The organism is Lentzea sp. NPDC004789 (genome assembly GCF_053601075.1).
In genome coordinates, this window is the sequence record NZ_JBSGBE010000008.1 from 243,780 (window position 1) to 263,234 (window position 19,455).

At 71.8% G+C, this 19,455-nt stretch carries 21 protein-coding genes; 12 read left to right on the top strand and 9 right to left on the bottom strand.

Going from position 1 to position 19,455, the window contains the following annotated elements; genetic code table 11:
- The first annotated feature begins 1 nt into the window (after position 1).
- Both ACWEIJ_RS20775 and ACWEIJ_RS20780 read left to right on the top strand, forming a co-directional pair.
- Positions 2 to 1,669 (top strand): FAD-dependent oxidoreductase, encoded by a 1,668-nt coding sequence (locus tag ACWEIJ_RS20775; protein ID WP_449838819.1) that lies wholly within the window; start codon positions 2 to 4, stop codon positions 1,667 to 1,669.
- Positions 1,669 to 3,081: an ATP-binding protein gene (locus tag ACWEIJ_RS20780; protein WP_449838820.1), complete on the top strand. Its 1,413-nt coding sequence runs from the start codon at positions 1,669 to 1,671 to the stop codon at positions 3,079 to 3,081. The genes ACWEIJ_RS20775 and ACWEIJ_RS20780 overlap by 1 nt, the downstream gene beginning before the upstream one ends.
- A 3-nt stretch (positions 3,082 to 3,084) precedes the next feature.
- On the opposite strand, the gene ACWEIJ_RS20785 is transcribed toward ACWEIJ_RS20780, so the two are convergent.
- Complete coding sequence (locus ACWEIJ_RS20785) at positions 3,085 to 3,678, bottom strand: TetR/AcrR family transcriptional regulator (protein ID WP_449838821.1); 594 nt, start codon at positions 3,676 to 3,678, stop codon at positions 3,085 to 3,087.
- A 108-nt stretch (positions 3,679 to 3,786) separates the two neighbouring features.
- On the opposite strand from ACWEIJ_RS20785, the gene ACWEIJ_RS20790 reads away from it, so the two are divergent.
- The gene (locus ACWEIJ_RS20790) at positions 3,787 to 4,191 is read left to right on the top strand and encodes a nuclear transport factor 2 family protein (RefSeq protein ID WP_449838822.1); all 405 of its coding nucleotides are present in this window, start codon (positions 3,787 to 3,789) and stop codon (positions 4,189 to 4,191) included.
- On the opposite strand, the gene ACWEIJ_RS20795 is transcribed toward ACWEIJ_RS20790, so the two are convergent.
- A complete protein-coding gene (locus ACWEIJ_RS20795) occupies positions 4,184 to 4,447 on the bottom strand; it encodes a hypothetical protein (RefSeq protein ID WP_449838823.1) in 264 nt (87 codons plus the stop codon). The two genes, ACWEIJ_RS20790 and ACWEIJ_RS20795, sit on opposite strands and share 8 nt — an antisense overlap.
- 31 nt (positions 4,448 to 4,478) lie before the next feature.
- Between ACWEIJ_RS20795 and ACWEIJ_RS20800 the strand changes: the two genes are divergently transcribed.
- The 6 genes from ACWEIJ_RS20800 to ACWEIJ_RS20825 all read left to right on the top strand — a co-directional run bounded on the left by ACWEIJ_RS20800 (position 4,479) and on the right by ACWEIJ_RS20825 (position 10,264).
- Complete coding sequence (locus ACWEIJ_RS20800; protein WP_449838824.1) at positions 4,479 to 6,590, top strand: ATP-binding protein; 2,112 nt, start codon at positions 4,479 to 4,481, stop codon at positions 6,588 to 6,590.
- Between the two features lie 10 nt (positions 6,591 to 6,600).
- A complete protein-coding gene (locus tag ACWEIJ_RS20805) occupies positions 6,601 to 7,545 on the top strand; it encodes an acyltransferase domain-containing protein (RefSeq protein ID WP_449838825.1) in 945 nt (314 codons plus the stop codon).
- Positions 7,546 to 7,747: 202 nt separating this feature from the next.
- Entirely contained in the window at positions 7,748 to 8,131 is a 384-nt protein-coding gene (locus ACWEIJ_RS20810) for a hypothetical protein (protein ID WP_449838826.1), read from the top strand.
- Positions 8,132 to 8,148: 17 nt separating this feature from the next.
- Complete coding sequence (locus tag ACWEIJ_RS20815) at positions 8,149 to 8,805, top strand: YcnI family copper-binding membrane protein (protein ID WP_449838827.1); 657 nt, start codon at positions 8,149 to 8,151, stop codon at positions 8,803 to 8,805.
- Positions 8,802 to 9,281, top strand: a complete 480-nt coding sequence (locus ACWEIJ_RS20820; RefSeq protein WP_449838828.1) for a copper resistance CopC family protein — start codon at positions 8,802 to 8,804, stop codon at positions 9,279 to 9,281. Before ACWEIJ_RS20815 ends, ACWEIJ_RS20820 begins: the two co-directional genes overlap by 4 nt.
- Positions 9,278 to 10,264, top strand: coding sequence for a helix-turn-helix domain-containing protein (locus ACWEIJ_RS20825; RefSeq protein ID WP_449838829.1), 987 nt, complete (start codon positions 9,278 to 9,280; stop codon positions 10,262 to 10,264). The genes ACWEIJ_RS20820 and ACWEIJ_RS20825 overlap by 4 nt, the downstream gene beginning before the upstream one ends.
- Here ACWEIJ_RS20825 and ACWEIJ_RS20830 read toward each other — a convergent pair.
- Positions 10,236 to 11,123 carry a PucR family transcriptional regulator gene (locus ACWEIJ_RS20830; RefSeq protein WP_449838830.1) on the bottom strand — a complete coding sequence of 296 codons (888 nt, stop codon included), beginning with the start codon at positions 11,121 to 11,123 and terminating at the stop codon, positions 10,236 to 10,238. The two genes, ACWEIJ_RS20825 and ACWEIJ_RS20830, sit on opposite strands and share 29 nt — an antisense overlap.
- Positions 11,124 to 11,363: 240 nt before the next feature.
- Here ACWEIJ_RS20830 and ACWEIJ_RS20835 point away from each other — a divergent pair, with 240 nt between their 5' ends.
- The 3 genes from ACWEIJ_RS20835 to ACWEIJ_RS20845 all read left to right on the top strand — a co-directional run bounded on the left by ACWEIJ_RS20835 (position 11,364) and on the right by ACWEIJ_RS20845 (position 13,510).
- The gene (locus ACWEIJ_RS20835; protein WP_449838831.1) at positions 11,364 to 11,807 is read left to right on the top strand and encodes a hypothetical protein; all 444 of its coding nucleotides are present in this window, start codon (positions 11,364 to 11,366) and stop codon (positions 11,805 to 11,807) included.
- A gap of 14 nt (positions 11,808 to 11,821) precedes the next feature.
- Positions 11,822 to 12,421, top strand: coding sequence for a hypothetical protein (locus tag ACWEIJ_RS20840; protein ID WP_449838832.1), 600 nt, complete (start codon positions 11,822 to 11,824; stop codon positions 12,419 to 12,421).
- A 66-nt stretch (positions 12,422 to 12,487) separates the two neighbouring features.
- Complete coding sequence (locus tag ACWEIJ_RS20845; protein ID WP_449838833.1) at positions 12,488 to 13,510, top strand: dipeptidase; 1,023 nt, start codon at positions 12,488 to 12,490, stop codon at positions 13,508 to 13,510.
- Positions 13,511 to 13,513: 3 nt separating this feature from the next.
- Here ACWEIJ_RS20845 and larE read toward each other — a convergent pair whose 3' ends face one another.
- From larE to ACWEIJ_RS20875, 6 genes are all read right to left on the bottom strand, one after another.
- Positions 13,514 to 14,308: an ATP-dependent sacrificial sulfur transferase LarE gene (gene larE / locus ACWEIJ_RS20850; RefSeq protein ID WP_449838834.1), complete on the bottom strand. Its 795-nt coding sequence runs from the start codon at positions 14,306 to 14,308 to the stop codon at positions 13,514 to 13,516.
- Positions 14,308 to 15,456: a nickel pincer cofactor biosynthesis protein LarC gene (larC, locus tag ACWEIJ_RS20855; RefSeq protein ID WP_449838835.1), complete on the bottom strand. Its 1,149-nt coding sequence runs from the start codon at positions 15,454 to 15,456 to the stop codon at positions 14,308 to 14,310. Before larC ends, larE begins: the two co-directional genes overlap by 1 nt.
- Positions 15,457 to 15,529: 73 nt before the next feature.
- A complete protein-coding gene (larB, locus tag ACWEIJ_RS20860; protein WP_449838836.1) occupies positions 15,530 to 16,213 on the bottom strand; it encodes a nickel pincer cofactor biosynthesis protein LarB in 684 nt (227 codons plus the stop codon).
- Positions 16,210 to 17,331, bottom strand: coding sequence for a glycerate kinase (locus ACWEIJ_RS20865; protein WP_449838837.1), 1,122 nt, complete (start codon positions 17,329 to 17,331; stop codon positions 16,210 to 16,212). The genes larB and ACWEIJ_RS20865 overlap by 4 nt, the downstream gene beginning before the upstream one ends.
- Positions 17,328 to 18,605 (bottom strand): nickel-dependent lactate racemase, encoded by a 1,278-nt coding sequence (gene larA / locus ACWEIJ_RS20870; protein ID WP_449838838.1) that lies wholly within the window; start codon positions 18,603 to 18,605, stop codon positions 17,328 to 17,330. Before larA ends, ACWEIJ_RS20865 begins: the two co-directional genes overlap by 4 nt.
- Complete coding sequence (locus ACWEIJ_RS20875) at positions 18,605 to 19,453, bottom strand: amidohydrolase family protein (protein ID WP_449838934.1); 849 nt, start codon at positions 19,451 to 19,453, stop codon at positions 18,605 to 18,607. Before ACWEIJ_RS20875 ends, larA begins: the two co-directional genes overlap by 1 nt.
- Between the last annotated feature and the right edge of the window lie 2 nt (positions 19,454 to 19,455).

Here is a 19,455-nt window from a genome sequence, read left to right on the forward strand (position 1 = left end):
CATGACGACTGCCGACCGCGTCGCGCGGCCTTCGATTCTCACGGTGGACGACGACCCCGCCGTGTCGCGGGCGGTGGCACGCGACCTGCGCCGCAAGTACGGCGAGCACTACCGCGTCGTGCGGGCGGAGTCCGGGCCGCAGGCGCTCGAGGCCCTGCACGAGATCAAGCTGCGCGGCGAGGAGGTCGCGGCACTGCTCGCCGACTACCGGATGCCGCAGATGAGCGGCATCGAGTTCCTCGAACAGGCCATGGACGTGTTCCCCCAGGCGCGCCGCGTGCTGCTCACGGCGTACGCCGACACCGACGCCGCGATCCAGGCGATCAACGTCGTGGACCTCGACCACTACCTGCTCAAGCCGTGGGACCCGCCGGAGCAGAACCTCTACCCGGTGCTCGACGAGCAGCTGCGGGCCTGGGCGGTGAGCGACCGGCAGCCACCGCAGCGGGTGCGGGTGGTCGGGCACCGCTGGTCGCCGCGGTCCTACGAGGTGCGCGACTTCCTGGCGCGCAACAGCGTTCCGTTCCGCTGGCACGCGCTCGACGAGCCGGAGGCACGCTGCCTGCTCACCGCGGCGCACCAGGACGGGACCGTCCTGCCGGTCGTGGTCACGGCTCAGGGCAGGGCGCTGGTCGACCCGTCGGACGCGGAGCTCGCCGCCGAGGTGGGGCTGAGCACGCAGCCGTCGGCCGAGTTCTACGACCTGATCGTCGTGGGCGGCGGGCCCGCCGGGCTCGGCGCCGCGGTGTACGGAGGGTCGGAGGGCCTGAGAACCGTGCTCGTCGAACGGATCGCGACCGGCGGCCAGGCGGGCACGAGCAGCCGCATCGAGAACTACCTGGGCTTCCCCGACGGCGTGTCCGGCGGGCAGCTGACCGAACGGGCCCGCAGGCAGGCCGTCAAGTTCGGCGTCGAGCTGCTCACCACTCGCGACGTCGTCGCCCTGGAGCGCCGGGGAGCCGCGCGCGTCGTGCGGTTCGGCGACGGCACCGAGCTGGCCGCGCACACGGTCATCCTCGCGACCGGCGTGTCGTACCGCCTGCTCGACGCGCCCGGCCTCGCCGGGCTGACCGGGCGGGGCGTGTACTACGGCGCCTCGACCACCGAGGGCCCGAACTGCGCCGGCCAGGACGTCTACCTGGTCGGTGGCGCGAACTCCGCCGGGCAGGCGGCCGTCTACTTCTCCGGGCACGCGCGCAAGGTGGTGCTCCTGGTGAGGGGTGACTCGCTGGAGCAGTCGATGTCGCGGTACCTGATCGACCAGCTCGCGGCGATCCCGAACGTCGAGGTGCGCACGCACACCGAGGTCTGCGGCGGCACCGGCGAGGACCACCTGGAGACGCTGACGTTGCGGCACAACAAGACCGGCGAGACGACGACCGTTCCGGCGAGCTGGGTGTTCGCGTTCATCGGCGCCGCCCCGCGCACCGACTGGCTGGACGGCACGCTGGAGCGCGACGAGCACGGGTTCCTCCTCGCCGGTCCCGACCTCGGCGGCTCACCCCCTGGCTGGGACCTCGAACGGGCGCCGTACCACCTGGAGACGAACGTGCCCGGCGTGTTCGTCGCGGGCGACGTGCGGGCGGACTCGGTGAAGCGCGTCGCGTCCGCGGTCGGTGAGGGCGCTATGGCGGTCACCCTGGTCCACCGCTACCTGGCGAGGTCCTGATGCAGCGGCCCACCCCGGCGGAACTGCGCGAACTGTTCCTGTTCGAGAAGCTCGACCCCGGCCAACTCGACTGGCTCGCGGAACACGGCCACGTCGAGGTCCGCGAGGCCGGCACGGCCGTGCTCACCGAAGGCGAGCCCGCGACGTGTTTCTTCGTGCTGCTCGAAGGAACCGTCGCCCTGTGCCGCAACATCGGCGGCCAACGGGTCGAGGTGAGCCGCAGCAGCCTGCGCGGCTCGTACTTCGGTGCCACGCAGGCGTACCTGGAGCTCGACCAGCCGACCTACCAGATGACCGTCGAGTCGATCACGGCCACCTCCATGCTGCAGTTCGACGCCGGTGAGTTCGGGCCGATGGTCCGCACGTGGTTCCCGATGGCGATGCACCTGCTGGAGGGCCTGTTCTGGGGCATGCGCAACACCCAGGCCACGGTGGGCCAGCACGAGCGGCTGACCGCGCTCGGCGCCCTGTCCGCGGGCCTCACCCACGAGCTCAACAACCCGGCGGCGGCCGCCGTGCGGGCGACCGCCGCGCTGCGCGAGCGGGTCGCCGGAATGCGGCACAAACTCGCCCTGCTGGCCCAGGGCGCGATCGACCCGACCGTGCTGCCGGCTCTGGTGAAGCTTCAGGAGAAGGCGGTCGAACGCGTCGCCAAGGCACCGAAGCTCAGCCCGCTGCAGGCGAGCGACGCCGAGGACGAGGTGGCCGACTGGCTCGACGAGCACGGCATCAGCGGCGGCTGGGACGTCGCACCCGTCCTGGTCGCCGTCGGGCTCGACGTCGAGTGGCTGGAGACGTCGCTCAAACCGTGCCCCGCGGCGGTCACCGGGTCCGCCGTGCACTGGCTCAGGTACACGGTCGAGACCGAGATGCTGATGAACGAGATCGAGGACGCCACCACCCGAGTGTCCACTTTGGTCGGTGCGGCCAAGCAGTACTCGCAGATGGACCGCGCGCCGTTCCAGGTGGTCGACGTGCACGAGCTGCTCGACTCCACCCTGGTCATGTTCGGCGGCAAGCTCACCGGCGTGCAGGTGGTCAAGGACTACGACCGCTCGCTCCCCCACATCCCCGCCTACGCCGGCGAGCTGAACCAGGTGTGGACGAACATGATCGACAACGCGCTGGGCGCGATGGGCGGTTCCGGCACGCTGACCGTGCGGACCTTCCGGCAGGACCGGCACCTCGTCGTGGAGATCGGGGACACCGGTCCCGGCATCCCCGCCGAGGTGAAGAGCCGGATCTTCGAACCGTTCTTCACCACCAAGCCGGTCGGGGAGGGCACCGGGCTCGGGCTGGAGATCTCGTGGCGGATCGTGGTCAACAAGCACCACGGCGACATCCGGGTGGAGTCGGTGCCGGGCGACACGAGGTTCCAGGTGCTGCTGCCGGTGGAGGCGACGGGACCGTGACGGTCACCCGCTCACGTGACGAAGGCCGTCGCAGACGACGGTGAGGACGCGCATCGCCGTGTCCTTGTCGCCGCCCGTCCGTTCGGCGGCGAGGTGCACGCTGTTGAGCAGCACCTGGATCTCGGCCATGCCGACGTCGGACCTGACCGCACCGGCCGCCTGAGCGCGTGCGACCAGTCGTTCGAGGGTCCGGTCGAGCTCTTCGGCAACGGCCGCGACCTTGGCCTTGGCGTCGAACCCGACACCGGCGAGCACCTCGGCCAGCGCCCGGTTCGCCATCCCGCGTTCGACCATGCCGAAGCAGAACCCGAAGAACGCCGCACCCGCGTCGGGCGCGTCCTCCAGCGCACGTGCCTCCTCGACCAGCAGCTCGACGTGGCTGACCACGATCGCTTCGAGCAGGGATTCCTTGGTCGGGAAGTGCCGGTGCATGGTGCCCGCGCCGAGCCCCGCCCTGCGCGCGATCTCGTCGACCGGCACGGAGAGCCCCTCGGTGGCGAACGCCTCGCGCGCGGCTTCGAGCAGCTTGTCCCGGTTGCGGCGCGCGTCGGCACGCATGGGGCGGACCTGCGCTGATGCTGCCGGGTCGGTCGCCATGACGCTCCTCGTTCTCCCCACCACTTCACAACCGGGGTGGAGGTCCCGTATATTCAGAAACGGGGCCTCCACCCCGGTCAGCCTCTCGCCTGATCAAGGAGATTACGCGTGTCAGCTCCGGCAACCCCTCGCGAGATCCTCACGAAACTGCACGAACTCACCCTCGAAGACGCCGCGCGAACGGTCGACCTGTACGCCGAGGACGGCGTGCACGAGCTGCCCTTCGCCCCACCGGGAGCACCGAAGCGGCTGGACGGCCGCGAAGCCATCCGGGCGCTGATGAACGCGCAGGGCAGCGGCCCCTCCCCCGTCCAGTACCAGGCGTTCGAGAACGTCGTGGTGTGGGAGACCACCGACCCTGAGGTGATCGTCGCCGAGTACGAACTGGTCGGGAACGTGAGCGGCGAGCCGTTCCGCGTGCCGAACCTGCTCGTCCTGCGGGTCCGCGACGGCCGGATCCGGTTGACCCGCAGCTACTTCGACTCCACCCAGCTCGCCGAGCTGCTCAGGTGAGCTGGACCGCGGCCCGGTACTGCGGCTCGTCGGCCCGACCGGCCGGTGGCCGATCTACGAGCGGCTCGTCCGCGTCGACCACGCACATCGGGCCGACCCGGCCGGCTCGTCCGCGTCGCTCACGAACACCGGTGCCCGCCTCGTCGAGCTCGGCCGTCGCGACCAGGCACTCGACGCGACGGGGCTCGCGGAGCTGAACAGGCGCCCGGCGCTCGCGCGCGGTCAGGACTGAGCTGACACCTTTGGAGGAGTTCACCGCGGCGGAGCCTGGGATACGGTCCCCAACCGTGGGCGACCCGGAGGTCTGCAACACCACGGCCGGCGTCGTCAACGGGCCGGTCGTCCAGGCGGGGTCGATTCACGGTGACGTGCACCTCCACGCGCCGTGGTCGGTGATCACTCCCCGGCAGCTGCCCGCGGCGGTGAACCACTTCGTCGGGCGCACGGCCCAGCTCGCGGCGTTGAGCCGGCACGTGGACGAGGCCGCAACCCGTCCCGGCGCGGTGACGGTCGCGGCGATCGAGGGCATGCCGGGGGTCGGCAAGTCCGCGCTCGCCCTGCGGTGGGCGCACGACAACGTGAGCCGGTTCCCCGACGGTCAGCTGTACGTCGATCTCCGCGGTTTCGCACCGAGTGGTGCGATGGACCCCGGTGAGGCGCTGTGGGGCTTCCTGCACGCCCTCGGCCTGCCGAAGGACGCCCCGCCGCTCGACCTCAACGCCCAGGCGGGCCTGTACCGCAGCATGCTCGCCGGACGACGGATGCTGATCGTGCTCGACAACGCGCGCGACACCGACCAGATCCGGCCGTTGTTGCCCGGCACCGCGGCCTGCCACGTGCTGATCACCAGCCGCTACCGGTTGACCGGCCTGGTCGCGGAGACCGGCGCACGTCCGATCTCACTCGGCTGTCTCACCCACGACGAGTCCGCCCTGCTGCTCGGCACGCTGCTGGACGACGACCGGAGGACCACCGCCGCCGGCTCGGTCAGCACGCTGGTCGAGCACTGCGGACGGCTTCCCCTCGCGCTGCGGATCGCGGGCGCCCGGCTGGCCGGATCACCGGACCTTCCCGTCGAGCTGGGTGAGGATCGGCTCGGCACGCTGGACACGGGCGAGCCGGAGGCGAACGTGACCGCCGTGTTCTCCTGGTCCTGCAACGCGTTGCCGGCGCCGGCGGCGAGTCTGTTCCGGTTGCTGAGCGTGCATCCCGGGCCCGACTTCGGAGCAGCGGCGGCGGCGGCGATCGCGGGACGGCCGCGGGCCGACCGGCTGCTGTCCGAACTGACCCGCGCCCATCTGCTCGAACAGCGTCCCCGCCAGCGCTACGGGTTTCACGACCTGTTGCGCCTCTACGCCGAAGAGCAGGCCCTGGAAGTGGATACGGCGCAGGACCGGCAAGCCGCCACGCACCGCATGCTCGACCACTACCTGCACACCTGCATCGCCGCCGACTCCTATCTCGGCACGCCTTGGGACCCCGTCCACGCCGACGCACCGCTGCCCGGCGCCAAGCCGGCACCTGTCGGTGACTCGCGCGCCGCCACGGCCTGGTTCGCCGCCGAACACCCGGTGCTCATGGCTCTCGTCGTCGAGCAGGCGCCGGACGAACACGCGTGGCGGATCGCCCACACCATGGTCACGTACCTCGACCGGCAAGGGCACTGGCGTGATCTGATCACCACCCAGCGCGCCGCCCTCGCCGCCGCCGAGCGCCTGGCGAACCCCGCCGCGCTGGCCATGTCCCACCGCCTGCTCGGCCGCGCGCTCAGCCGCGCCAGGCAGTACGAGGCCTCACGCCACCACCTCGACCTGGCACTGGCCGCGTTCCAGGCGAACGACGACGTACCCGGTCAAGCGCACACCCACTACGCGTTGGCGTTCCTCGACGTCGTGACCGGCCATCACCGCGACGCCATCACCCACAACACCCGGGCACTGGCCCTCGCCCGCGCCTGCGGACGCGCGACCTGGGAAGCCAAGGCGCTGAACAACATCGGGTGGTGCCACCTCCGGCAAGGCGATCACCGCCAGGCGATGCGGCACTGCCGCCAGGCCCTCGCCCTGTTCGAGAAGCTCGGCACGGATCCGGACGGGCAGGCCCACGTGCAGGAGTGCGTGGGCGACGCCCACCGCGGTCTCGGTGAGTTCGAAGCGGCACTGCGGCATTACGGCGAAGCGTTGCGCATCCGGGAAGAGCTCGGCAACCACTACACCCAGGCCGGCACCCTCCGGCACATCGCCGCAGTACATCGCGCGTCCGGCGACGTCCACGCGGAGCAGAACGCGTTGCGGCACGCGCTCGTCATCCTCGACCGCCTCGGCCACCCCAAGGCGGCCGCGGTCAGAACCGCGCTGCAGTCCGTGGAAACGCTCTCACGAAGCCGCCACCGCCGGTAAGGTCGTCTTCGTGGATCTGGAGCACACCGCCGCCCTGCTCGGCGTTCCCGTCGACGAGGTGGACCGCGTGCACCGTCTCGCCGGTGACCTGCCGTCCGCGCCGCTGCCCGCGAAGTCCGGCGCGCCCGTACTCCTCGACCGGCTCTCGGTGCCACCGGAGGACGCCGCCGAGATCATGGCCGGCTGGCCGGACTCCGGCTCTCCACTGTGGACACCGGAGCTGCGGTGGCTGCTGGACCGCTCGACCGCCCTGGTCCGCGCCGATCTCGGCGGTCACGGCTGGCTGCCGCCCGGACCGGAACTGCCGCGCGACCGGGGTCCCGCCTGGCGGCATCTCTACGTGTACGTCTACCTGGCCCTGGTCGGCGTGGCCAGGAGCTACCACCGCGAGCACGGCATCGCCGACGCCGTGTCGTGGACGACCCTCGCGGACCTCGGCCGCAACCTCGCGGTCGACCGCCGCATGCGCGGCGAGGGCTGGCCGGTCATGCAGAGCTGGCTGACCCTGCACGTCCGCGGCGGCGTCCACGAGCTCGGCCGGCTGCAGCACCAGCGCGGCGACGACGCCATCTCGTTGCACATCCCCGACTCGGGACCGCTGACGCCGGACGCGGTCACGGCGTCGCTCGACGAGGCCCGCGCGTTCTTCCCGCGCCACTTCCCCGACGAACACCACGCGGCGTTCTCCTGCGGTTCGTGGCTGCTCGATCCGCAACTGCGGGAGTACCTGCCCGCGGACTCCAACATCATCCGGTTCCAGCAGCGGTTCGAGCTGGAGCCCTACGAGGAGCCGGAAGGCATCGACGCCGACGTCGAGGTGCTGCGGTTCGTGTTCCGCACCCTCACCACGCCGCTCGACCGGTTACCGCGCCGCACGGTGCTCCAGCGCGCGATCGTCGACCACCTGCAGGCCGGTCGCCACTGGCGGTGGCGGCGCGGTCGCTTCCCGTTCTAGCGGGATTCCGCGCTGTCCAACGCTTTCCGGATGCACTGCCCCTCGGACATCGATCCGGTCACAGCCCAAGGCTGGGAAGTTCCCATTTCCGAAGCAGGCGCGAATCGTTCCGAAAAGCACCGCATTCTGTTTCGTCCGCACTCGAACCCCGGCAACGATGACGCACAGATCCCGATCCGGAACTGAGAGTGAGGACGTCTCGATGGAACGTTCGACGCGGACGAAGATGCTCGGCCTGGCCGCTGCCCTGACCACGGCACTGGCGACGATCACCCTGACGGGCTCACCGGCCCAGGCGGCCGACTGCCGCGCCCCGCAGGGCGAGTCGTGCGTGCGGATCACCAACGCCACCAACCAGATCCGCAGCCTGCGGGAGAACCGCAACGGGCGCTGCCTCACCGGCATCGAGCCCGGCCAGACCCGCGAATGGCCGAACATCTCGTTCAACTACTGGCGCCACCACCTCATGCTCACCGGCTACACCGGCCGCAACTGCGAGGGCAACACCCAGTTCAACGGCTGGGACGGGCAGTGGGACGGACCCGACTCCCGCAACTACTACTCCATGACCATCCGCAACAGGTGACCTGAGCCGGCAACTCCATGTCCGCCAACGGATTTCACCGGCTGTGCCGGGCGGTCGGGCTCGCGGTCGCCGTCTGTCTGCTCGGCGCCGGCACGGCCGAAGCGCACGTCACCGCCCACGTCTACGGCGCACCGCCGGAGAAGGGCGGCGACGGCGCGATCGTGCTCAGGGTGCCGAACGAGGGCACGCAGCCGACGGTCCGGATCGAGGTGACCGTGCCTGCCGGGTACGACATCACCAGGGTGCGCACCAGACCGGTGCCCGGCTGGACCGCCGAGATCGGGCGGGCGGCCGGAGGTGTCGTCACCTCGATCACGTGGACCACGCTGGACCGCGCGATCCCGCCCGGCGACGAGCACTACGACGAGTTCTCGTTCACCGCGTCGCCGCTGCCGTCGGACGTCGACCGGATCCTGTTGCCCACCAAGCAGCTCTACGCCGACGGCACGCTCACGGACTGGGCCGAGGAGCAGGCCGGGGACGCCGAGCCGAAGTACCCGGCGCCGGTCGTCGCGCTCGCCGAGCCGTCGGGCACCGCCCACGGGCACGGGCACGCCCAGCCGACGAGCGGCCCGACCTGGCTGGTGGCGGTACCGCTCGGCAGCGCCCTGCTGATCATGGTCGGGTTCGGCGTGATCGCGCTGATCCGGCCGCGCCGGAGGAGTCCGAAGTGAAGAAGCTCTGCCTGATCGTCCTGGTCGCGCTGTTCGGCCTGGCCGTCTCCTGCCCGCCCGCCTCGGCCGCCGGGCGGCTGGTGTCCTCGACGCCGGCGGCCGGCGCGCGGCTGCCCAAGGCACCCGAAACGGTCCGGCTCACCTTCGACCGGCCGGTGCTCGGCGGCGGCGCCAACGTCGTCACCGTCACCGGGCCCGACGGCAAGCCGTGGGGCTCCGGTGCGATGGGCATCGACGACAACGTCGTGACCGCCATCCTGTCGCCGCAGCCGCCGCACGGCGACTACGTCGTCGACTACACGATCCGCCTCGGCGAGCCGTCCCCGCTGACCGGGCAGCTCAGGTTCACGTTCGCCGAGCCGGGGTCGTCCGGCGGGATGAGCTGGCAGACGTGGGCGAGTCTTGCCGCGATCGCCCTGGGCATCGTGGCGCTGCTGACGTTCGCGGGTGTCCGGCAGGCGCGGGCGCGCCGGTGACGGTCCGGCACGAGCTGGGCGTCGTCCTCGCGGACGTCGGGGCGCTGCACCGAGCCGCGGACGGACCGTCCGAACAGGACCTGACGCGGCTGCGCGAGCTCGGCATCGCCTGGGGGCGGCGGGAACGACCGCTCGCCCCGCTCGTCTTCGCGGTGCGGCACCACACCGAGTCGACCGTCGCCGCCATGATCACCAGTGATGCCGACGGTGACGTGCCGCAGCTCGTCGAGGCGGTGCGCCGCACCGGGGTGGCGGCCGTGCGCGCGCTGGTGAGCGGTTTCGAGGAGGCGGCGACCGGCGAGGACGTGACGGCCGCGAACCTGTTGTGGGCCGGCCAGGTGCCGTCCGAACCGGACTACGCGGTGATCGCCCTGCGCGGCGACGGCGACCTCGGCCCGCGGATCGACGACGTGCTCACGGCGCGCGGCCGGCTCGGCGCCGTGCACCTGCTCTCCGACGGCGGCGGGTTCCTGCTGGCGCCCGCGCACGACGAGAAGGACGCCGTCCAGCTGTGCGAGGAGCTGCGCGAGGAGCTGGCGGGCCCGACGTGGTTCGCGGTCACGTGGCGGCCGAACACCGAGATCGAGGACGCCGGGGTGCAGGCGAGCGTCGTGCTCGACCTCGTCACGAATCTGGCCGAACCACCGGGTGTCTACGACGTCGAGGACGTGGTGGTGGAGTACGCGCTGATGCGCGACTCCGAGGCGTTGGTGGCCCTGCTCGCGCTCATCGCACCGGTGGTGCGCCAGGAACCGCTGCGCACGACGGTCGAGGCTCTCGTCGCCACGGCCGGCAACCGCAGCAAGGCGGCGAGCGCGCTGAACATCCACCGCAGCACGCTGGACTACCGGCTCAACCGCGTCGGCCAGCTGACCGGCTGCCTGCCGATGACCGCGCGCGGACTGCAGACGCTCGCCACCGCGCTCACGCTGCACGGCGTGGTGCACCGCCGGCTCAGGCGCACAACGCGTACGCCGTGGTGAGCACCTGCAGTCCCCGCACGGTCAGCGGGGACTGCCCGGTCAGCTGCTCGATGCGCGTGAGCCGGTAGTCGATGGTGCTGCGGTGGATGATCAGCCGTTCCGCCGCGCCGGTCCGGTTGCCGCCCTCGGCGATCAGCGCCGCCAGCGTCGTGCGCAGCGAGTGGCTCTCCATCACCGGCGCGATCAGCCGGCGCAGCGCCGCGGAGCTCTCCGGCGAGCGGGCCACCGCGTCCTCGATCAGCACGTCGGCACGGCCGTAGACGCCGCGCGGCAGGTCCAGCGCGGTCGCGATGCCCAGCAACCGTGTCGCGGCGGCGAGGCCGTCCGGTCCCGAGGCGACCGCCGCCCTGACCGACCGGCCGGGCAGCTTCGCGAGGACGACCTCGCACTCGCGCACGGCCGTCTGCTCGCTGCGCAACGGCAGCAACACCTCTGCCCGGTCGCCCTCCACCAAGCACGTCACATCCGTCCGCGCACCCCGCTGGAACGCGGCCGCCACCACGTCGGCCGATCCCCCGTCGACCACGAACACCGCGGCCGTGCCCGCAGGCGCCGCCACCGGCTCCGGTGGTTCCGGTGGTTCCGAGGCGGCCGGGCGGAAGCCGCGCACCAGCTCGACCGCGAGCCGCCGGCAGCCCTCGTACCGCGGCGCGCCGTTGCCGTCGAGCTCCGCCGCCATCGCGTTGAGCGCGCTCAGCAGGTCGTCCACCAGGCCGCCGGACCGCGCCCACAGCGCGCCGATCTCCCGCACGCCCGCCATGACCTCCGCCTCGCCGTGCTCCGCCCGCGGCAGCGCGGCCAGGCACACCGCCAACACCTGACGAGCGCATTCCCGCGCCGAGATGACCACCGCTTCCACCCGTCCACTACATCGAACAAAAGACGCGGTTGGCTTTCCGAAAGAAGAGGAAAGGAATCCGACGGTGCCGAAAAATGCGACCGAACGGCAGGCGATGCGCGAATCGCTGATTCGGACACCGGACCCGAGATCACCTTTTCCGAACATCGTGGATGGACGATTACCGGACGGACGCCGCAAGATTTTCATCGTTCCGCCCCATCCATTTCGCGCTATCTCGCGTTTTCGAGGGAGGGTTTTGTGGGATTTCTGACGAGAGCCGGTAAAACAGCCGTGCTCGGCACCGTCACGGCGGCGGTGACGGCACTGCTCACCGCGGCGCCGGCCCAGGCTGCGAAGCACTGCGACTTCTCCATCAGCACGAACCGGTACAGCTGCAGCGGCAGCGGTTCGGTGCGCAATCCGAGCGACGTGATCGGCGGGAAGCTGTTCACGGGCCTGGACTACACCGGCGACTCGCTGACGATCTGGGTGCCCAGGCCGTGCCCCAAGAACGACCAGGTCGACTACTGGGTCGACCTCGGCACCGACATGCGGAACAAGGTCAGCTCGGTCCAGGCGTGGTCGAGCTGCTGGGTGTGGCTCTACTTCGCGGACGGCCAGCGCGACGGTCCTTACAAGGGTAACGAACCGGACGTCGGTACGTGGGCCAACGACAGGGCCGTCACGGTCGGACTCAGCTGAAGCAAAGGGACGAGATGAACACGTTCGGACATCGGGTGGTCGCGGTCGCGATCGCCGCCTTGACGGGTACGACCATCGCCATCGCCGCGCCGGGAACGGCCTCGGCCAACCACGAGGGCCAGCCGACGACCCGAGAGCTGCTGGACCTGTGCAACCAGGGTCGCACCGACAGTTGCGACTTCCGGCCCAGCGGCATCTCGACCTTCAACGGGCCTCGCCAGCTCGCGGGCAGCTCGACGAACTGCACGAACTTCAACCAGACCAGGGTGATCAGGTACGAGGCGAGCCGGGGCACCTCGCACTCGTTCGGCGTCGACTTCTCGGCGGGGTCGTCGATCGGCAAGTCGTTCGAGTGGTCGATCCAGACCTCGTACCGCCGCGAGTGGACGTGGAACGACACCACGGCCGACGAACTCCGCCAGGACATCGGGCCGAGGGCGCGGGTGCTCATCTACGCGTCGAAGGTGCGTTCGCGGGTCACCGGCACCTACGAGCTGCACTTCGGGAGCCGGTACAAAGGGCACTACTACTGGTACGTGAACGGCCAGGTCGAGGGCCAGACCCGCGGTCAGCCGTGGGACATGTCGACGGAGCAGGTGCGGGCGTCCTGCTGAGACGCGGGTCGTGGGTGGTTTCCGGTTCGCCGCCGCGGAACCATCCACGTCCTATGCTCCGTCGGCGTGACCTCCTTCCCGATCGTCAACGCCCTGGGAGAGCTGGACGACCCGAACGTCGAGGACCTCACCGTCGACGACCGGGTCCTGCGCGAGGCCAAGGCCTCCGGGCTCACCGCCGTGAACATCACCATCGGCTACACCTGGGGTGACGAGGACCCGTACGAGCACACGGTCCACGACCTGGACGTCTGGGACGAGATCCTGGCCGCGCACCCCGATCACCTGCTTCAGGTCCTGCGCGCCGACGACATCAGGCAGGCGCACGCGGAAGACCGCATCGGTGTGATCTACGGCTTCCAGAACGCCGTCATGGTCGGCACCGAGCCCGCCGAGCGGGTCCGGTTCTTCGCCGAGCGCGGCGTCCGCATCATCCAGCTGACCTACAACCAGGCCAACCACCTCGGTGACGGCTCGATGGCGCCGGAGAACCGCGCGCTGACCGACCTCGGCCGCGAGACCGTCGCCGCGCTCAACGACCACCGGATCATGGTCGACCTGTCCCACAGCGGCGAACGCACCTGCCTGGAGGCCGCGCGCGTGTCCGCGCAACCGGTCTCCATCAACCACACCGGCTGCCGCGCGGTCACCGACCACCCGCGCAACAAGACCGACGAGGAACTCCGCCTGGTCGCCGACCGCGGCGGCTTCGTCGGCATCTACTTCATGCCGTTCCTGGTCCTCTCCGGCAACGCCGCCGCGGCCGACGTCGCCGAACACGTCGTCCACGCGGTGAACGTCTGCGGCGAGGACGCGGTCGGGATCGGCACCGACGGTCCCATCACGACGGTCGACGACCTCGACGCGTACCGCGCGCACCTGGCCCGGCAACAGGCCGAGCGCGTCTCGGCCGGAGCCGCGGCCGCCGGCGAGTCGGGTGCCTGGCCGTTCGTCGAGGACCTGCGCGGAGTCGACCAGTTCCGGCAGCTGGCGCGGCTGCTGGAGGAGCGGGGCTACCGGGAGGACCGCATCGCCAAGATCATGGGAGGCAACTTCCTCGCCTACGCGGACCGGATCTGGACGGCCTGAGCGTCACTCGTGGTTCAACGCCCCTGACCGGAACTCCTTGAGCTCCACGCCGGTGAACCCGGCCGCGCGGACCACCTCCACCAGGCCCGCGCGAAGCTCCGGCAGGCCGGCGAGGTGCGGGTCGAGCTCCACCCGTCCGACGTCGCCGAGGTCGCGCACCCGCAGATCCCTGCTCGGCGTGCCGGCGTCCGCGAGCCACGCCCGCACCGCCACCTCGGCGCGCTCCACCCTGGCCAGCCGCGCGGGCGTGATCGTCAGCCCGTACCGGACCCGGCTCGCCAGGCACGGCAGCGCTGGTTTGTCCCATGTGGACAGTTGCCAGTCCCGGCTCACCGCGCGCACGTCGGCCTTGGTCATGCCGAGATCGCGCAACGGCGTGTGCACGCCGATCTCGTCGCCGGCGCGGATGCCGGGCCGGAACGGGTCCCGCGCGTCGTCGGCGTTCGTCCCGGTCGCCACCGCCGTCAGACCGTGCTCGCGTGCGACGGCGGTGATGGCGTCCAGGACCGTGGACTTGCAGAAGTAGCAACGGTCGCGGCCGTTCGCGGCGTAGCTGGGGTTGTCCAGCTCGGTGGTCGCGGGCGTGACGTGCCGGACACCCAGGGCGTGGGCGAACGACGCGGCGTGCGCCAGTTCGGCGGCGGCCACGCTGGCCGAGTCCGCCGTGACGGCGAGGACCGCGTCCGGTCCCGCGGCGCGCACGGCGGCGGCCAGGACGAGCGCGGAGTCCGTGCCGCCGGAGAACGCCACGGCCAGCGGCCCGATCTCGGCGAGGCGCGCCACGAGGCGGGTGTGCATCAGCTCTCCTCCTGCGATTCCGCCGCCATCCGCAGCACGGTCCGCAACGGCAACCCGGTCTGCCGCGCGACCGCCACCGCGTCGTCGTACTCGGGTTTGCCGTGGTGCGGCCCGTGCTTGCGGCGGATCGGCATGCCTTCGACGTGCACGATGTCCGTGCTGCGCGCGACGGCGGTGCGGCGCACCGTGCTCCGCCGCACGCCCAGGCTTCCGGTCTCGGCGAGCATCAGCCGTTCGACGTCGTCGGCGTTCTCCGGAGCCGCCAGTGCGTGCAGAACGTGCGCCGGACGCCCCTTCTTCATCACCGCGGGCGTGATCCAGCTGTCGAGCGCACCGCGGTCGAGCAGGTGCGCGACCACGTAGCCGAGCACCTCGCCGGTGACGTCGTCGAGGTTGGTCTCCAGCACGACCAGGTCCCGCACGTCCGCGTCATCGGTGTCGCCGAGCCGGACGACCGCGACGTTGGGACGGTCGGCCAGCACCCTGGTGCCCGCGCCGTAACCGGTGGAGGACAACCGCATCGGAGGTGCCGGGCGGAAGCTCGCGTCGATGGCCCGCAACAGAGCGGCCGCCGTCGGAGTGACCGTCTCGCCACGCAGCTCGGACCCGGTCACCGTGGCGCCGTCCAGCAGGGCGGCGGTAGCCGGGGCCGGACACGGCAGCACCCCGTGTGCGGTGCGGACCGTGCCGGTGCCGAGCGGCAGCGGTTCACAGTGGACAGTGCGGATGTCCAGCGCCTTGATGGCGGCGGCGACCCCGACGATGTCCACGAGGGTGTCGTGGCCGCCGAGCTCGTGCAGGTGCACCTCGTCGGGATCCTCACCGTGCAGGCGGCCCTCGACCTCGGCGATGGCGCGCAACGCCGTGACCGCCACGTCCGCCACCGCTCGATCGCGAACCCGGCCGGCCATGGCGATCAGCTCGGCCGCCTTGCGGCTGGTGGCGTGGTCGGAGACCTCGACCTCGGCGCGGCAGGCGGTGAGGCCGTGGTTCACGGTGCGGGTGACGGTGAGGTCCCAGCCGGTCAGGCCGGTGTCGGCGACGGCGGCGCGGATCGCGTCCAGCGGAGCGCCCGCGTCGACGAGGGCGGCCAGCAGCATGTCGCCGGCCAGGCCGGTGAACGGGGAGATGACGCAGACACGGCTCATGGTGCGCTCCGACGGGCAGACAACGGGACAACGCGACCACGGCGAGTGGGCGCGCAGACGGTCCGACCGCGCCTCATGGCTTGCTCCGGACGGCGACGCGGGACAGACGGAAAGCGGCCATCGCCGCACCGAACCCTGAGTCGATGTTCACCACGGTAATCCCGGCCGCGCACGACGCGTGCATGGCGAGCAACGCGGTGATGCCCTCCAGACCGGCGCCGTACCCAGTGGAGGTGGGAACGGCGACCACCGGGCAGGCCACGAGGCCACCGATGGCGCTGGCCAGCGCGCCTTCCATGCCGGCCACCACGATGACGGTGTCGGCGGCGCGCAGGCGGTCCTGCTCGGCGAGGAGGCGGTGCAGGCCCGCCACACCCACGTCGGTGACGGTGGTGACGGTGAGGCCCACGGCGGTGGCGATGGCGGCGGCTTCGCGGGCCACGGGCTGGTCTGCCGTGCCTGCGGCGGCGACGACCACGGTGAAGCCGGCCGGTGCGGCGGGACGCCAGACGAGCAGACGTGCGGAGGGGTCGTACGTACCGTCCGGAACCTCAGCCAGAACGGCGGCAGCGGTGTCCGCGTCGACGCGGGTCGCCAGCACCGGACCGTCGTTGTGCCGCAACAACGTCCGAACGATCGACGCGATCTCGGCGCCCGTCTTCCCGGTGCCGTACACGACCTCGGGCAACCCCTGCCGCGCCTCCCGCCCGACGTCGACCCTGGCGAAACCGAGGTCGACCGCCTCCGGCCCGCTCACGCCGCCCCTCCCCGTGCCACGACGGACGGCAGTTCCCGCCCGATCCGCTCCAGCAGCTCGGGCGCGCGGCCCAAAGCGGCCTCCAGACTCCCGGCGCGGGACAGCAACGACCACGTGGCCACCACGCCGATCTCGCGCAGTTCGTCCGCGGAGAGCCGGACATCTCCGGCGACCACCGCCACCGGCACGCCGTGCCGCCGGGCGGCCGCGGCCACTCCGCAGGGTGCCTTGCCGCGCAGGCTCTGCGAGTCGAACCGGCCCTCCCCCACCACCACGAGCGACGCGGAGCGCAGGGCCTCCTCGACGCCGAGCTCGCCGAGCACGAACTCCGCGCCGGAGACGCGGCGGGCGCCGAGGGCGGCGAGCGCGGCGAAACCGGTGCCGCCCGCGGCTCCCGCACCGGGCGACGAGCTCAGGTCGCGGCCCGTCGCGCGGGCCATGGCCGTGGCGAACTGGCACAGGCCGCGCTCCAGCACCTCCACGTCACGCGGACAGGCGCCCTTCTGCGGGCCGAACACCGCGGCGGCACCGAAAGGACCGGTCAGCGGGTTGTCCACATCGGACACCAGCGTCACCCGCGCCAGGCGTAAGCGGAAGTCCAGCAACGACAGGTCCACGTCCACGGCGTTGGTCAGGGCCGCGCCGCCGGGGCCGACCGGTACGCCGCGGGCGTCGGTGATGCGGGCGCCGAGGGCGCGCAGCAGGCCCGCTCCCCCGTCGGTGGTCGCGCTGCCGCCCACCGCGAGCACGATGTCCAGGCAGCCGTGGTCGAGGGCGGCGCGGATCAGCTCGCCGGTGCCGTGGCTGTCGGCGACGAGCGGGGCGAAGCCGGCCGGCAGCACGTCCAGGCCGCTCGCCTGGGCCATCTCGATCACCGCACGGTTTCCGCGCACGGCGAACGCGGCGCGCACCGGGCGTCCGGTGGGGCCGGTGACGTCGGCGAACACCTCACGATAACCGGCAGCGGCCAAGGCCGCGAGGGTGCCCTCGCCGCCGTCGGCCACCGGCATCTCCACCGCGCGGCCACCCGCGGCGGAGACTCCCGCGGCGACGGCCGCGCAGGCCTGCGCCGCGGTGAGGCAGCCGCGGAACTTGTCCAGGCACACCAACACGTTCATGGGCGGTCCAGGTACGGGATCGTCTGCGGGCCTTCTGGCAGCACGCACAGGCGGGCGTCCGGTCCGGCCGCGGCGAGCGCCTCCCGCACCGCCTCGGAGACGTCGGCGGTCTGCGAGAGGTGCGCGGTGGCCAGCTCGTCGTCGCTGAGGTACGACGTGTGCATGACGACCCGGCAGGCGGCCTGGATGCGGGCCTGGATCTGCACCTGCCACTGGTCCGGCACGGTGACCGTGCGCGCCGAGATGTCCGCGAACAACGCGGCGGGCGAGTCCGCAGACGCCAGCACCGAGCGGTACGAGCCGTGGTCGGGGAACCCGTCGCGGCACTCGGCCGCGCACACGATCGTGCCGCCCGGCTTGACCACCTCGAACGCCGCCGACATGCCCTTCACCGACTGGTAGAGGTTCTGGTCGAGCGGGTAGCCGGAGTTCGTCGTCACCACCACGTCGAACAGGTGCGGCACCGGCTGCATCGCGACCTCGCGGGCCGTGCGCACGGCCGCGGCGTGCATCGCGAGCAGATCGCCGCCGAACGCGGCCACGACGTCCTTGTCCTGGTTCAGCACCACGTCGAACCCGAACGTCACCCCGGTGGCGGCGGCGATGGCGCGCACGTCGTCGTGCACCGGGTTGCCCTCGATGACGCCCCACGTCGCCCGCGGGTGCCCGATCCGCCGGGCGTCGTGCAGCACCAGCACGGTTTCCAGCGCGGCGAGACCGGGAGCGACGAGCTTCGGGCCGCCGGAGAACCCGGCGAAGAAGTGCGGTTCGACGAAACCGGTGGTGATCCGCACGTCCGCGGCGACCCATTCGCTGTTGAGCCACACCGGCACGTCCGCGCCCATGCGCCCCAGCCACGTCAGACTCGCCTCGTCGCGGGCGTCGTGGTTGACGATCCGCACCGAGTCGACGACTTCGTCACCGAACATCGCGCGCAGCTCGGCCTCGGTGTTGCCGCGGTGCGTGCCGGTCGCGACCAGCACCACGACGTCGGAGGGGTCGACCAGCCCGTCGAGCTCCTCCAGGATCGCCGGGATCATCAGGTGCCGGGGCTGCGGGCGCGTGCCGTCGCAGGCCGAGATCGCCACGGTCTGACCACGGCGAACCCGGTCCCGCAGCGGCGGCCCGGCGACCGGGGACCGCAGTGCCCGCCGGAGGATCTCGCGGGGCGGCTCGGTCACCTGGTGGTGCTTCGGCACCACGACGGTGGTCCTCGCCGGGTCGACCCTCAGGTCCAGTCCCGTCTCGCCGTACGCCAGTCGCACGGTGTGCATCAGCTCGTCCCCAACCGGTAGACGCGCTCGGCCGTGCCCCCCAGAACCTGGTCGCGCTCCGCCTCGGAAAGCCCGGCGACCAGCTGCGCGGCGCTGTCGACGACCTCGCCGTAGGACGCCGCGAGCAGGCAGACGGGCCAGTCGGTGCCGGCCATCAGCCGGTCCGGGCCGAACACCTCCAGAGCGATGTCCACGTACGGCCGCAGGTCGTCGACCGTCCACTTCGGACCGGCCTCGGTGACGAGACCGGACACCTTGGCGACCACGTTCGGTTCGGCGGCCAGTGCGGTCAGGTGCGTCGCCCACGGCTGCAGCACGCCACCGGCGATGTCCGGTTTGGACAGGTGGTCCAGCACGAACACCAGGTCCGGCACCGCCCGCGCCGCCACCAGCGCCGCCGGCAGCTGGTGCGGCCGGGTCAGCACGTCGTAGCCGAGCCCGGCGTCGCGCACCGCCCGCAACCCGGCGAGCACGGCGGGACGCATCAGCCAGTCCGGGTCGGGCTCGGGCTCGACCAGGTGCCGGATGCCCACCAGCCGCTCGCCACCCGGTCCGGAACGCAGCCGGTCCAGCTGCTCGGCGACGTCGGGCGCGGTGAGGTCGACCCACCCGACGACACCCTTGATCAGGTCGGATTCCCCCGCCACGGCGAGGAATTCAGCGGTCTCGTCGATGTCGTTCAGCACCTGGACGAGCACGGTGGCGTCGATGCCCGCCGGTCCGGTCGCCTCGCGCAGGTCCGCCGGGCCGAAGTCGCGGCGGATCGTCTTGAGCTCCGGCCCGTCGAGCCAGTCCTGCGGCCGGGCGGAGAGGTCCCACAGGTGGTGATGGGCGTCGATCCGGCGCATGG

What these genes read in the sequence shown, in the direction of transcription:
- ACWEIJ_RS20775 (WP_449838819.1), top strand. Translation starts at nt 2, where the DNA reads ATGACGACTGCCGACCGCGTCGCGCGGCCTTCGATTCTCACGGTGGAC.
- ACWEIJ_RS20780 (WP_449838820.1), top strand. Translation starts at nt 1,669, where the DNA reads ATGCAGCGGCCCACCCCGGCGGAACTGCGCGAACTGTTCCTGTTCGAG.
- ACWEIJ_RS20785 (WP_449838821.1), bottom strand. Translation starts at nt 3,678, where the DNA reads ATGGCGACCGACCCGGCAGCATCAGCGCAGGTCCGCCCCATGCGTGCC.
- ACWEIJ_RS20810 (WP_449838826.1), top strand. Translation starts at nt 7,748, where the DNA reads ATGGAACGTTCGACGCGGACGAAGATGCTCGGCCTGGCCGCTGCCCTG.
- ACWEIJ_RS20815 (WP_449838827.1), top strand. Translation starts at nt 8,149, where the DNA reads ATGTCCGCCAACGGATTTCACCGGCTGTGCCGGGCGGTCGGGCTCGCG.
- ACWEIJ_RS20840 (WP_449838832.1), top strand. Translation starts at nt 11,822, where the DNA reads ATGAACACGTTCGGACATCGGGTGGTCGCGGTCGCGATCGCCGCCTTG.
- larE (WP_449838834.1), bottom strand. Translation starts at nt 14,308, where the DNA reads ATGCACACCCGCCTCGTGGCGCGCCTCGCCGAGATCGGGCCGCTGGCC.
- larC (WP_449838835.1), bottom strand. Translation starts at nt 15,456, where the DNA reads ATGAGCCGTGTCTGCGTCATCTCCCCGTTCACCGGCCTGGCCGGCGAC.
- ACWEIJ_RS20865 (WP_449838837.1), bottom strand. Translation starts at nt 17,331, where the DNA reads ATGAACGTGTTGGTGTGCCTGGACAAGTTCCGCGGCTGCCTCACCGCG.
- larA (WP_449838838.1), bottom strand. Translation starts at nt 18,605, where the DNA reads ATGCACACCGTGCGACTGGCGTACGGCGAGACGGGACTGGACCTGAGG.
- ACWEIJ_RS20875 (WP_449838934.1), bottom strand. Translation starts at nt 19,453, where the DNA reads ATGCGCCGGATCGACGCCCATCACCACCTGTGGGACCTCTCCGCCCGG.